At 60.5% G+C, this 13,958-nt stretch carries 9 protein-coding genes; 7 read left to right on the top strand and 2 right to left on the bottom strand.

All coding sequences use genetic code 11. The features are described 5' to 3' along the window. Positions 1-294: 294 nt before the first annotated feature. Together aceF and aceE are read right to left on the bottom strand one after the other, a co-directional pair. Complete coding sequence (gene aceF / locus ACRER8_RS25535) at positions 295-1,992, bottom strand: dihydrolipoyllysine-residue acetyltransferase (RefSeq protein WP_431748944.1); 1,698 nt, start codon at positions 1,990-1,992, stop codon at positions 295-297. A gap of 150 nt (positions 1,993-2,142) precedes the next feature. Continuing rightward, positions 2,143-4,788 (bottom strand): pyruvate dehydrogenase (acetyl-transferring), homodimeric type, encoded by a 2,646-nt coding sequence (aceE, locus tag ACRER8_RS25530; protein ID WP_431748943.1) that lies wholly within the window; start codon positions 4,786-4,788, stop codon positions 2,143-2,145. 387 nt (positions 4,789-5,175) lie between these two features. Here aceE and glnE point away from each other — a divergent pair, with 387 nt between their 5' ends. The 7 genes from glnE (at position 5,176) to ACRER8_RS25495 (ending at position 13,892) form a co-directional block, all read left to right on the top strand. Continuing rightward, entirely contained in the window at positions 5,176-8,127 is a 2,952-nt protein-coding gene (gene glnE, locus ACRER8_RS25525; RefSeq protein WP_431748942.1) for a bifunctional [glutamate--ammonia ligase]-adenylyl-L-tyrosine phosphorylase/[glutamate--ammonia-ligase] adenylyltransferase, read from the top strand. Between the two features lie 242 nt (positions 8,128-8,369). Continuing rightward, the gene (gene waaF, locus ACRER8_RS25520) at positions 8,370-9,404 is read left to right on the top strand and encodes a lipopolysaccharide heptosyltransferase II (RefSeq protein ID WP_431748941.1); all 1,035 of its coding nucleotides are present in this window, start codon (positions 8,370-8,372) and stop codon (positions 9,402-9,404) included. A gap of 1 nt (position 9,405) precedes the next feature. Next, positions 9,406-10,470, top strand: a complete 1,065-nt coding sequence (waaC, locus tag ACRER8_RS25515; protein ID WP_431748940.1) for a lipopolysaccharide heptosyltransferase I — start codon at positions 9,406-9,408, stop codon at positions 10,468-10,470. Then, entirely contained in the window at positions 10,470-11,594 is a 1,125-nt protein-coding gene (locus ACRER8_RS25510) for a glycosyltransferase family 4 protein (protein ID WP_431748939.1), read from the top strand. The genes waaC and ACRER8_RS25510 overlap by 1 nt, the downstream gene beginning before the upstream one ends. Continuing rightward, entirely contained in the window at positions 11,591-12,397 is an 807-nt protein-coding gene (gene rfaP / locus ACRER8_RS25505; protein ID WP_431748938.1) for a lipopolysaccharide core heptose(I) kinase RfaP, read from the top strand. The genes ACRER8_RS25510 and rfaP overlap by 4 nt, the downstream gene beginning before the upstream one ends. Next, entirely contained in the window at positions 12,397-13,131 is a 735-nt protein-coding gene (locus ACRER8_RS25500; RefSeq protein WP_431748937.1) for a lipopolysaccharide kinase InaA family protein, read from the top strand. The genes rfaP and ACRER8_RS25500 overlap by 1 nt, the downstream gene beginning before the upstream one ends. Further along, complete coding sequence (locus tag ACRER8_RS25495) at positions 13,128-13,892, top strand: lipopolysaccharide kinase InaA family protein (protein WP_431748936.1); 765 nt, start codon at positions 13,128-13,130, stop codon at positions 13,890-13,892. Before ACRER8_RS25500 ends, ACRER8_RS25495 begins: the two co-directional genes overlap by 4 nt. The last annotated feature ends 66 nt before the right edge of the window (positions 13,893-13,958 follow it).

The raw sequence follows: 13,958 nt of genomic DNA, 5'->3' as shown, positions 1-13,958 counted from the left end.
GTGTTACTCATATGTACCCGACCCACCGCGTTCGCCAGCAAGCCGGCTCCTACAGTAGATCGAGGTGCGGCAAAGAGGTGTGTTCGGCATCAGAACGCGAAGAGCGTTGGCGCTGGCAGTCAGGCTGTCGCGCGTGATCATTCCTACGCCCACCCGCAACGGATAAGCCAATCCCACAACCCTTACAAAACACACGCCCAAAAAAAGCCCCGCCAATGAGCGGGGTTGAGGTACGAGCGTGGCAGCTCGAAAAACAGCGAAGGCCCGCCCAATGTGGAGCGGGCCTTTTGAGGTTTACAGCAGGATCGTGCGGATGTCCGCCAGCAGATCGCTCAGACGCTTGGTGAAGCGAGCAGCTGCGGCGCCGTTGATCACGCGGTGATCGTAGGACAGAGACAGCGGCAGCATCAGGCGCGGCTGGAAGGCTTTGCCGTCCCAGACCGGTTGCATGGTGGCCTTGGACACGCCGAGGATCGCGACTTCCGGCGCGTTGACGATCGGCGTGAAGCCGGTACCGCCAATGTGGCCCAGGCTCGAGATGGTGAAGCAGGCACCCTGCATGTCATTGGCCGACAGCTTCTTGGAACGTGCCTTTTCGGCCAGTTCGGCCGCTTCGGCAGCCAGTTGCAGCAGGCTCTTCTGATCGACGTTCTTGATCACGGGGACCAGCAGGCCGTCCGGGGTATCCACCGCGAAACCGATGTGGAAATACTTCTTGCGAATGACCGCTTTGCCGCTTGGTGCCAGCGAGCTGTTGAAGTCCGGCAGTTCCTTGAGCAGGTGCGCGATGGACTTGAGCAGCAGTGGCAGCACGGTCAGTTTGACGCCGGCTTTTTCAGCGACGGCTTTCTGCGCGACGCGGAAAGCTTCCAGGTCGGTGATGTCCGCCTGGTCGAACTGAGTGACGTGCGGAATGTTCAGCCAGCTGCGGTGCAGGCCGGTTGCGCCCAGTTGCATCAGGCGAGTCATTGGCACTTCTTCGATTTCGCCGAAACGGCTGAAATCGACTTCCGGAATCGGTGGAATGCCCGAGCCGCCGGTGGCGCCGCCGGCAGCTGACGCGTCCTTGGACTTGGTCATGACGGATTTGACGTACGCCTGCACGTCTTCCTTCAGCACGCGGCCATGTGGACCAGTGGCGGTCACAGCATTCAGTTCGACACCAAACTCGCGAGCCAGCTGACGAACAGCCGGACCAGCGTGGACTTTGGCGCCGCTTGGTGCTGGCGCTGCAGCAGGAGCAGGAGCAGGAGCAGGAGCAGGAGCAGGAGCAGCTTCAGCTTTTGCTGCTGGAGCAGCGGCCGGAGCGGCGGAAGGAGCCGCAGCAGGCGCGTCAGCCTTGGCCGGAGCCGGGGCAGCAGCTTGTGCTGGAGCTGCAGCAGGTGCAGCGCCTGCGACTTTCAGTTTCAGGATCAGATCGCCAGTGCCGACTTCGTCTTCGACTTTGACGCTGATGCTTTCGACCACGCCAGCGGCTGGAGAAGGGATCTCCATCGAGGCTTTGTCGGATTCCAGAGTGATCAGCGATTGATCAGCTTCGATGCTGTCACCCACCTTGACCATCAGCTCGATGATGCGTGCTTTGCCCGACGAACCGATATCAGGAACGTGAATGTCCTGAACGGTCTCAGCAGCGGCCGATGCTGGAGCAGGCTCGGCGGCAGGCGCCGGGGCGGCAGTTTCGGTCAGTTTCTCGGTGGCGGGTGCAGGAGCAGCCGCGGCCGGTTCAGCAGCAGGGGCGGCGGCAGCCTCGCCTTCGCCTTCCACTTCCAGTTCGAACAGCTCGTCGCCTTCTTTCAGGCGGTCGCCCAGCTTGACCTTCATGGTCTTGATGACGCCGGCCTTTGGAGCAGGAATTTCCATGCTCGCCTTGTCCGATTCGAGCGTCAGAACGCTCTGGTCCGCTTCGATGCGATCACCGACCTTGACCATCAACTCAATGACTTCACCTTCACCGTTGCCGATGTCGGGTACGCGAATTAGCTCACTCACAATGTCTCTCCTTAGGAGAACCTGTTCACTCGACTGCGCTGGTGCACTAGCGACGAAACAGCCCTGGATGCTCATTTACCGGAGTAAATTCCGCATCGAAGGCTGTTTCGCGCATTCTGTCAGCGCTCTATACGATCTTCAGCGCAGACCTTAGCAGTCCAGCGGGTTGCGTTTTTCCGGGTCGATGCCGAACTTGGCAATGGCTTCAGCCACGACTTTCGGTTCGATATCGCCGCGATCGGCCAAGGCTTCCAGGGCGGCCAGCACAACGAAGTGGCGGTCGACTTCAAAGAAGTTACGCAGCTTCTTGCGGCTGTCGGAACGGCCGAAACCGTCGGTGCCCAGGACTTTGTATTCCTTGGTCGGAACCCACTGACGGATCTGGTCAGCGAACAGTTTCATGTAGTCGGTCGAAGCGATCACCGGACCTTTGCGACCATCGAGGCACTCTTCAACGTAGCTCAGTTGTGGCTTCTGGCCTGGCTTCAGACGGTTGCTGCGCTCCACGGCCAAGCCGTCGCGACGCAGTTCGTTGAAGCTGGTTACGCTCCAGACGTCCGCGCCGACGTTGAACTGCTCGCGCAGGATCTTCGCCGCTTCGCGAACTTCGCGCAGGATGGTGCCCGAACCCAGGAGCTGCACGTGATGCGCGGCTTCCTTGGTGTCCTCTTCCAGCAGGTACATGCCCTTGACGATGCCTTCTTCCGCACCGGCCGGCATGGCTGACTGGGTGTAGGATTCGTTCATCACGGTGAGGTAATAGAAGACATCCTGCTGTTCTTCGAACATCTTCTTCATGCCGTCCTGAATGATCACCGCCAGCTCATAGCCGTAGGTCGGATCGTAGGTGCGGCAGTTCGGGATGGTCGAGGCTAGGATGTGGCTGTGACCGTCTTCGTGCTGCAGACCTTCACCGTTCAGGGTGGTTCGACCGGCGGTGCCGCCGACCAGGAAGCCACGGGTGCGGCTGTCGCCAGCGGCCCATGCCAGGTCGCCGATACGTTGGAAACCGAACATCGAGTAGAAGATGTAGAACGGAATCATCGGCTGGTTGTGGCTGCTGTACGACGTACCGGCAGCGATGAAGGAGGACATGGCGCCTGCTTCGTTGATGCCTTCCTCGAGGATCTGACCCTTCTTGTCCTCGCGGTAGAACATTACCTGTTCTTTGTCGACTGGCTCGTACAGCTGGCCTACGGAAGAGTAGATGCCCAGTTGACGGAACATGCCTTCCATACCGAACGTACGTGCTTCGTCCGGGATGATCGGCACGATGCGCTGGCCGACTTCCTTGTCCTTGACCAGCTGCGCCAGGATGCGCACGAAGGCCATGGTGGTGGAAATTTCGCGGTCGCCGGAACCGTCCAGGATTGCCTTGAGGGTTTCCAGCGGCGGGGTCGGCAGGCTGAAGCTTTCTGCGCGACGCTGTGGCACGAAACCGCCCAATGCGGCGCGACGCTCGCTCAGGTAACGGGCTTCGGCGCTGCCTTCTTCGGGTTTGAAGAACGGCAAGGCTTCCAGGTGCTCATCCTTGACCGGGATGTCGAAGCGGTCACGGAAGTGACGCAGGCTGTCCACGTCGACTTTCTTGGTGTTGTGTGCGGTGTTTTTCGCTTCACCGGCGCCGGTGCCATAACCCTTGATGGTCTTGGCCAGAACCACGGTCGGCTGACCCTTGTGGTTAACCGCCTGATGGTAAGCGGCGTAGACCTTGTACGGGTCGTGGCCACCACGGTTGAGTTTCCAGATTTCGTCGTCGGACATATCCGCAACCATCGCCTTGAGTTCTGGCGTGTTGAAGAAGTGTTCGCGAACGAAGGCGCCGTCTTTGGCCTTGTAGTTCTGGTATTCGCCGTCGATGACTTCGTCCATGCGACGTTGCAGGATGCCGTCGACGTCCTTGGCCAGCAGTGGGTCCCAGAAACGGCCCCAGATGACTTTGGTCACGTTCCACTGAGCACCGCGGAACACGCCTTCCAGTTCCTGGATGATCTTGGCGTTGCCGCGAACCGGACCGTCCAGACGCTGCAGATTGCAGTTCACGACGAAGATCAGGTTATCCAGCTTCTCGCGACCGGCCAGGGCGATGGCGCCCAGGGATTCCGGCTCGTCGGTCTCGCCGTCGCCCAGGAAGCACCAGACTTTCTGCTTGCCTTCCGGGATATAGCCGCGATGCTCCAGGTACTTCATGAAGCGCGCTTGATAGATGGCCTGGATCGGACCCAGCCCCATCGAAACGGTCGGGAACTGCCAGAAGTCTTTCATCAGCCACGGGTGTGGGTAGGACGACAGACCGTTGCCATCGACTTCCTGGCGGAAGTTGTTCATCTGCTCTTCAGTGATGCGGCCTTCCATGAACGCACGGGCGTAGACGCCAGGCGATGCGTGACCCTGGAAGTAGATCAGGTCGCCGCCATGTTCGTCGGTCGGGGCCTGGAAGAAGTAATTGAAGCCGATGTCGTACAGGGTTGCACTGGAAGCGAAGCTGGAGATGTGACCGCCCAGATCCGGATCGCCGATGTTGGTTTTGACAACCATTGCCAAGGCGTTCCAACGCACCAACGAGCGAATGCGGCGTTCCATGAACAGGTCGCCAGGCATGCGTGCTTCGTGGGTGACAGGGATGGTGTTGCGGTATGGCGTGGTGATGGCGTACGGCAGCTGCGAACCACTCCGTGTGGCCAGCTCACCCATACGGGTCATCAGGTAATGAGCACGGTCTTCGCCTTCTTTGTCGAGAACCGATTCCAGGGCGTCCAGCCATTCCTGGGTTTCGACGGGATCGAGGTCTTGCATGGCTTGCTCCAGGGCGGAAAGGCTTCCAGAATCGGTTGCCTGAGTTTGTTGCGACTGGCCTTGTGGGCAGACGACGTAAAAATTCTTGGATGACCGGAGTGGTATCCGGCGTTGTGTAGTTTTACTACAAATCTTTAGCCGTTTCAGCTTTTTGACTTGTATATACAGTAGTAAAACTACAGCTGAGCGATGTTTTCGCTCATGTGTCGCAATGAATCAAATGAACAATGTTGGTAGAAACAATAAAAAAATCAGCTGCTAAATTATGCTGACATCCAAAAACAGGCAAATGCCAGCAATTTTTAACCTTTGTTCGACAGTCCGGTCCGTTTCGTGGGTGCAACCCTCACGGCGGGTAGTCTTTTGAACGCCGATCAAGGATAGACCATGAGCCTCCCCTCGCTGGCTGATCTGCCGGCCGTCCTTCTGCCGTTGGTCACTCGCGCGCAGCAGTCGTTCCGCGCTGCGCTTGCTGCTTCGTCCGATACCGGCCTTGCGACCTTCGAGGCCTGGCCCGCTGAACGCCTGGCCGCTTTCGATCGCGTCTGCGCGGCCAGTGATTTTGTCGCCGACCAGATCGTGCGCGATCCTCAGATGCTGCTAGATCTCGCCGCATCGGGTGAGTTGGAGCGCAGCTTTACGGCCGGTGAGTTGCGTGAGCACATCGCCAACGCGGTTGCCGAGGCGACCAGCGACGATGAACTGGGGCGTAATCTACGTCGTCAACGGACACGTCAGCAAGTCCGAATTATCTGGCGCGACCTTACACGCCGTGCTGACCTGGTCGAAACCTGCCGCGACCTTTCCGACATGGCCGATGGCAGTATCGACCTCGCTTATCGCTGGTTGTACGACAGACATTGCCAGCAATTCGGCACGCCGACGGGGCGCCGCAGCGGCGAACCACAGCAAATGGTCATCCTCGGCATGGGCAAGCTGGGGGCCGTTGAACTCAACCTTTCTTCCGATATCGACCTGATCTTCGCCTACCCCGAAGGGGGCGAAACCCAAGGCGTGAAGCGTGCGCTGGATAACCAGGAATTCTTCATTCGCCTGGGCCAGCGGCTGATCAAGGCGCTGGACCCGGTCACGGTCGACGGTTTCGTCTTCCGCGTCGATATGCGCCTGCGGCCTTACGGCTCATCCGGGGCGCTGGTGCTCAGCTTCAATGCGCTCGAGCAGTACTACCAGGATCAGGGGCGGGACTGGGAACGCTACGCCATGATCAAGGCGCGGGTCGTTGGCGGCGATCATGCCAAAGGTGCCGAGTTGCTGGAGATGCTGCGACCGTTCGTCTATCGGCGTTATCTGGATTTTTCCGCGATCGAAGCGCTGCGCACCATGAAGCAGCTGATCCAGCAGGAAGTCCGCCGCAAGGGCATGGCCGCGAACATCAAATTGGGCTCGGGCGGCATCCGCGAGGTTGAGTTCATTGCCCAGGCTTTTCAATTGATCCACGGTGGGCGCGATCTGAGCCTGCAACAGCGGCCGTTGCTCAAGGTGCTGCGCACGCTGGAAGGGCAGGGCTATCTGCCAGCGGCGGTGATCTCCGAACTGCGCGAAGGTTACGAGTTCCTGCGCTACACCGAGCACGCCATTCAGGCGATTGCCGACCGTCAGACACAGATGCTGCCCGAGGACGCCCAAGATCAGGCACGCATCGCACTGATCATGGGTTTTTCCGACTGGGACGCTTTCCACGAGCAGCTGATGTACTGGCGCGGCCGGGTCGACTGGCATTTCCGCCAGGTGATTGCAGACCCGGATGAGGAAGAGGGCCAGGAAGACGGCGGCGAAGAGATCGTCGGCGGCGAGTGGCTGCCGCTGTGGGAAGAATCGCAAAACGAAGAAAGCGCCTGTCTTCAGTTGCAGGAAGGCGGATTCGCCGATGCGCCGAGAGCGCTGAAACATCTGAGCAATCTGCGTAACAGTTCCCAGCTGCGCTCGATGCAACGCCTGGGGCGTGAACGGCTCGATGCGTTCATTCCGCGTCTGCTTGCGCAGGCGGTCGAACACGATAATCCCGATCTGGTTCTCGAACGCGTGTTGCCCCTGGTGGAAGCGGTGGCCCGGCGTTCGGCTTATCTGGTGCTCCTGACTGAGAATCCTGGTGCGTTGCGCCGCTTGCTCACCTTGTGCGCGGCCAGCCCCTGGATTGCCGAACAGATAGCTCGTTTTCCGCTTTTGCTGGATGAACTGCTCAACGAGGGACGTTTGTTCAGCCCGCCAGACGCGCCGGAATTGGCAGCCGAGCTGCGCGAACGGCTGACGCGGATTCCGGAGGATGATCTGGAGCAGCAGATGGAAGCGCTGCGCCACTTCAAACTCGCGCATCGCCTGCGTGTGGCCGCGTCGGAAATCACCGGCAGCCTGCCGCTGATGAAAGTCAGCGACTACCTGACCTGGCTGGCCGAGGCGATTCTGGAGCAGGTGCTGGCGCTGGCCTGGCGGCATACGGTTGCCCGCCATGGTGCGCCGCGCCGTCCTGATGGCACGTTGTGCGATCCCGGGTTCGTGATTGTCGGTTACGGGAAAGTCGGCGGCATCGAACTGGGGCATGGTTCGGACCTGGATCTGGTGTTCATCCACGATGGCGATCCGCAGGCCGAAACCGATGGTGCCAAACCGATCGACGGTGCGCAGTTCTTCACCCGTCTGGGGCAGCGGATCATTCATTTGATCACCACGCAGACCAACTCCGGTCAGCTGTATGAGGTGGACATGCGCCTTCGGCCGTCCGGCGCCTCGGGGCTTTTGGTCAGCTCGCTGGGGGCGTTTTCGCGCTATCAGGAGAACGAGGCCTGGACTTGGGAGCATCAGGCGCTGGTGCGCGCGCGAGTGCTGGTGGGCAGCGCCGACGTGGGCAAGGGATTCGAGGCCGTACGCGCCTCGGTGCTGGGGCGCGAGCGCGATCTGGATCTGTTGCGCCAGGAAGTCAGCGACATGCGCGCCAAGATGCGCGACAACCTCGGGACCAGGGGAACGATGGCCGGCAAGGGCGCGAATGCCTTCGAAGTCACGGCTTCGTTCGATCTCAAGCAGGACGCCGGAGGTATCGTCGATATCGAATTTATGGTGCAATACGCGGCCTTGGCGTGGTCCAGAGAGCATCCCGCGCTGCTTCGATACACCGATAACATCCGCATTCTCGAAGGTCTGGAAGAGGCAGGTCTGATACCTGCCGCCGACGCGAGCCTGTTACGCGAGGTGTATAAAGCGTACCGTTCCGCCGCTCACCGACAGGCCCTGCAGAAGGATGCGGGGGTTGTCAGCGGGGACCAGTTCGCCAATGAGCGGCGTGAAGTGATGCGGATCTGGGGGCAGTTGGGGTTGAGTTGAATTGAGCGTCGGGCACAGGACCCTGTGGGAGCGAATCATTCGCGAAAAATCGTGCAGTCGATGAAGCTGTGTCGGCTGTTCGAGGGGCTCGCGCATGAATTCGCTCCCCACCGTGGGCTCCGGTGCTCGCCGTCATGAACATGCAGTATATAAAGCTATGACAGGGAGGCGTCAGGCTGTGTGCAAGCGTCACGCAGTCTGATGGGCCTCCCTGCTCGTTTCTGGTCGTTTTTGGATTGAGCATGAGAATTCTGATCGTAGGGCCCAGCTGGGTCGGTGACATGGTGATGGCGCAAACGCTGTTCCAGTGCCTGAAGCAGCGCCACCCGCAATGCGAAATCGATGTCCTGGCTCCCGAGTGGAGTCGGCCGATCCTTGAGCGTATGCCAGAGGTGCGCACGGCCTTGAGCTTTCCGCTCGGTCATGGCGCGCTTGAACTGGGCACCCGCCGTCGAATCGGCAAATCCCTCAAGGGCCAGTACGACCAGGCGATCCTGCTGCCCAATTCCCTGAAGTCGGCGCTGGTGCCGTTCTTCGCCGGTATTCCCGAACGCACCGGCTGGCGTGGTGAATTCCGCTATGGCCTGCTCAACGACGTGCGCACGCTCGATAAACTCAAATACCCGTTGATGATCGAGCGCTTCATGGCGCTGGCTTACGACAAGGACGCTGAACTGCCGCGCCCATATCCCAAGCCAAGCCTTTCGATCGAACCCGCCAGTCGCGATGCAGCAATCGCGAAGTTCGGGCTGAGCCTTGATCGCCCGGTCCTGGCGCTGTGCCCTGGCGCTGAGTTCGGCGAGTCCAAACGCTGGCCGTCCGGGCACTATGCCAAGGTCGCTGAAGCAAAGATTCGCGAGGGTTGGCAGGTCTGGTTGTTCGGCTCCAAGAACGATCATGCGGTCGGTGAGAGCATTCGCGAGCGCTTGATTCCCGGCCTGCGTGAAGAATCGACCAACCTCAGCGGCGGCACGTCCCTGGCCGAAGCCATTGATCTGTTGTCCTGCGCCGATTCCGTCGTCTCCAACGATTCCGGGCTAATGCACGTCGCCGCCGCGCTCAACCGCCCGCTGGTAGCCGTGTACGGCTCCACATCGCCGAGCTTCACGCCGCCGCTGGCCGACCGGGTCGAGATCGTGCAACTGGGCATCGAATGCAGCCCGTGTTTTGATCGCACCTGCCGTTTCGGTCATTACAACTGCCTGCGTCTGCTGGAGCCGGATTCGGTGATCCACGCATTGAGCCAGCTGGGCGGCACGCCGGTAGAGGTCGCCTGACTTGCGGGTACTGCTGATCAAAACTTCGTCGCTGGGTGACGTCATTCATACCCTGCCTGCGCTGACCGACGCCGCTCGCGCGCTGCCGGGCATTCAGTTCGATTGGGTGGTGGAAGAAGGCTTCGCGGAAATCCCGACCTGGCATCCTGCGGTGTCCGGGGTAATTCCGGTCGCGATCCGTCGCTGGCGCAAAAATCTCTGGCAGACCTTCAGGAACGGTCAGTGGCGCCAGTTCAAACAGCGGTTGCGCGACACCCATTACGACTTGGTCATCGATGCGCAGGGCCTGCTGAAAAGTGCGTGGCTGACGCGTTACGTCAAAGCCCCGATTGCCGGTCTGGATAAAGACTCTGCACGTGAACCGCTTGCCGCACGCTTCTACGACCAGGCATACCCTGTCGCTCGTGGCCAGCACGCGGTCGAGCGCCTGCGTCAGCTGTTCGCTCAGGCGCTGGGCTACGAAGTGCCTGGGGGGCTTGGCGATTACGGGCTGGATCGCAGTCGTCTGCTTGGAGCAGGAAGCGGCGCGCCGTTCGTGCTGTTCCTGCACGGCACGACCTGGGACACCAAGCACTGGCCGGAGCTTTACTGGCGTCAGCTGGCCGAACGCATGATCGCTCAGGGGCTCGAAGTGCATCTGCCTTGGGGCAATCCGGCAGAGAAGGCGCGGGCCGAGCGTATAGCCGAGGGCCTTGATAAAGCCGTCGTGCTCCCCAAACTCAATCTGGCTGGCGTCGCCAAAGTGCTGGCTGGCGCGCAGGGTTGCGTGGCCGTGGACACAGGCCTTGGGCATCTGGCGGCGGCGCTGGACGTGCCGACCCTGTCGTTGTTCGGCCCCACCAACCCCGGCCTGACCGGCGCCTACGGCAAGTCGCAAGTTCATCTGGCGAGCGATTACCCGGCCTGCGTGCCCTGCCTGCAAAAGAAGTGCACCTATCGACCGACGGCTGAAGATCAGCGTCAGTTCGATACCGAACGCGAGTGGCCGATGTGCTTCACTCGCCTGAATCCCGAGCGAGTAGCGAGCCAGTTGGGTTCGCTGTTGCTGGCAAAGGAACATCCGTGATGCAACTGGCATTCGTGCTTTATAAATATTTTCCCTTTGGCGGCTTGCAGCGCGACTTCATGCGCATCGCCCTGGAATGTCAGCAGCGCGGCCACTCGATCCGCGTCTATACCCTGATCTGGGAAGGCGACGTGCCGCCGGGTTTCGAAGTGCTAGTGGCGCCGGTCAAGGCGATCTTCAACCATCGGCGCAATGAAAAACTCACCGACTGGATGAACGCCGATCTGGCCAGACGTCCGGTAGACCGGCTGATCGGCTTTAACAAAATGCCCGGCCTGGACGTGTATTACGCCGCCGATGGCTGCTTCGAAGACAAGGCGCAGAACCTACGTCACGGCTTGTACAAACACTGGGGCCGCTATCGTCACTTCGCCGCTTACGAGCGCGCGGTGTTCGCCAGGGATGCGAAAACCGAAGTATTGATGATCTCCGAAGTGCAACAGCCGCTGTTCATCAAGCACTACGACACGCCGCTCGAACGCTTCCATCTGCTGCCGCCGGGGATTTCCCAGGACCGCCGCGCACCGGACAATGCCGCCCAGATCCGCGCCGAGTTCCGTCGCGAGTTCAAGCTGAGCGATGACGACCTGCTGCTGGTGCAGATCGGCTCCGGCTTCAAGACCAAGGGCGTCGACCGCAGCCTCAAGGCACTGGCCGCGTTGCCGTCCGAGCTGCGAAAACGTACGCGCCTGTTTGTCATCGGTCAGGACGATCCCAAGGTTTTCCAGTTGCAAAGCACTGCATTGGGCCTTAGCGATAACGTCACTTTCATGAAAGGCCGCAGCGACATTCCGCGTTTCCTGTTGGGCGCCGACCTGTTGATCCACCCGGCGTACAACGAAAACACCGGCACCGTGCTGCTCGAAGCGTTGGTCGCAGGCTTGCCGGTGCTGGTCAGCGCGGTGTGCGGTTATGCCCATTACATCGCCGAGGCCGACAGCGGTCTGGTGCTCGATGAGCCGTTCGAACAGAACCAGCTCAATCAGTTTCTGGCCCGCATGCTCAAGGACGATGCCGCGCGCCAGATGTGGCATCGCAACGGGCTGGCATTCGCTGACACGGCTGACCTTTACAGTATGCCGCAGCACGCTGCGGATGTGATTCTGGCGGAGCACCACGGATGAAATTGATCCTTGCTGAACCCTTCAAGAGCCTCTGGGCCGGACGCGATGCATTCGAGGCCGTCGAAGCGCTGCAGGGGCAGGTTTATCGCGAACTGGAAAACCGCCGAACGCTGCGCACTGAAGTCGACGGGCGTGGCTACTTCGTCAAGATCCATCGCGGCATCGGCTGGGGGGAAGTGGCGAAAAATCTGCTGACCGCGAAATTGCCGGTGCTCGGTGCAGGGCAGGAATGGCAAGCGATCAACCGCCTGCACGAGGTTGGCGTGCCGACCATGACCGCGGTCGCCTATGGCGAGCGTGGCAACAGTCCGGCATCGCAACATTCGTTCATCGTCACCGAAGAGCTGGCGCCGACCGAAAGCCTGGAAGACGTCAGCATCAACTGGCGTAACGAGCCACCTGAGCCGCGCATGAAACGTGCGTACATCGCCGAAGTGGCGCGGTTGGTCGGCATGATGCATCGCGCCGGGGTAAACCACCGCGACTGCTACATCTGCCATTTCCTACTGCACACCGACAGGCCGATCACGCCCGAGGACTTCAAACTCTCGGTGATCGACCTGCACCGCGCCCAGACACGCCCGGCGATCACGATGCGTTGGCGCAACAAGGACCTGGCCGCACTGTATTTCTCGGCGATGGACATCGGCCTGACCCGCCGCGATAAGCTGCGTTTTCTCAAAGGCTATTTCCAGCAGCCGCTGCGCCAGATTCTCGCGGAAGAATCGGCGCTGCTGAGTTGGCTCGAAGCCAAGGCCGAGAAGCTCTATCAGCGCAAGCTGCGGTACGGGGATGCGCTCTGATGGCGGGTTGGAACCTGGAACCGAAATACGCTGCGCTGGCCGACGACTTTGGCTCACTGGACGCTGTTTTTGCCCTGAAAGGCGAACGCCTGACGCGGGATCCGTTGTCGGAAGTGATTCGCGTCGAGCGCGATGGCGTGAACTATTACGTCAAGCGGTATGTGGCGGCGGGCAAGGGCCTGCGTCGTTATCTGGGGCGGCCTCGGGTCAAGTCCGAGTGGCAGAACCTCAAACGTTTCGCCAAGTGGGGCATTCCGACCGCCGAGGTCGTGGCGTGGGGGCTGGAGCGCAAGGGCGCGGCTTACGATCGTGGCGCGCTGATCACCCGCGAACTGCCACGCACCGAAGATCTGTCGGAGCTGGCCCGAACTCACGATGTGCGTCTGAACAACCGTTCCTGGGTCGACGGCATCAGTCAGCAGGTCGCGCGATACACCCGGACCATGCACGATCACCACTTCACGCATAACGATCTGAAGTGGCGAAATCTGCTGGTGGACGACCGCTCGACGGTGTTCCTGATTGACTGCCCCAACGGTGCGTTCTGGGTCAGCTTCATGCTGCGGTATCGCATCACCAAAGATCTGGCGTGTCTGGACAAGGTCGCTAAATATCACCTGTCAGCCACCCAGCGCCTGCGTTTTTATCTGCAATACCGAGGGCGCGAACGCCTGAATGATTCAGACAAAAAGCGCATTCGTCACATCGTCAGCTTTTTCGAGGGCCGCGAATGAGTGATTTTATCGCTGAAGCCGATCGCGCCTTGCTGGAACGTCATGGTCTGGCGGATTTCGATTCACTCTGGGACGTGGAACTCGACGCGGTCGACGAGCCGAATACCGGGCGCGGCGGCTGGAGCAGCGTGTTTCGCCTGGAGCTTGAAGGTTCGGGGTATTACCTAAAGCGCCAAAGCAATTACCTGACCCACACCTTGCATCATCCGTTGGGCGAGCCTTCTTTCTCACGCGAGTTTCGCAACATCAGTCTGTACCAGAAGCTGGGTATTCCGGCGCTGCACGCGGTGTTCTATGGCGAGAAGAAAGTCGATGGCGAGCGCCGGGCTATCCTGATGACTCGCGCGCTGGACGGCTGGACGGATCTGGACACACTGCTGCTACAGTGGGGCGAGTTATCCGCCACGCAGCGACTGGCGATCCTGCAGGCTTGCGCAGAACTGGCGCGTACGCTGCACAAGGCCGGGCAGGTGCATGGCTGTTTCTACCCCAAGCACATTTTCCTCAAGGCTCGGGGCACTGCCTATCAGGCGCAGTTGATCGATCTTGAGAAAACCCGCAAATCGATCTTCGGCCAGCGCGACCGGGTCAAGGACATCGAGCCCCTGCTACGCCGCGCGCCGGTGTGGAACGAAGCGGAAATCCGCGAACTGCTCGCGGCCTATTTACAGGCGCCGGGCGACAGCGGTCTGGTCGACGCATGGTGGGAGCGGCTGGCGAAACGCGGCAGTCATAAGCGGGGCGGGCGGCCTGCTACGTGATGTCGGCGGGCACTGTCCTCTGTGGGAGCAAATTCATTCGCGATGCGTCGGTACATCCGACACATT

Origin of the sequence: Pseudomonas sp., assembly GCF_050739935.1 — a bacterium.
Classification (GTDB): Bacteria; Pseudomonadota; Gammaproteobacteria; order Pseudomonadales; family Pseudomonadaceae; genus Aquipseudomonas.
This window is presented reverse-complemented; position numbering and strand designations above follow the sequence as displayed.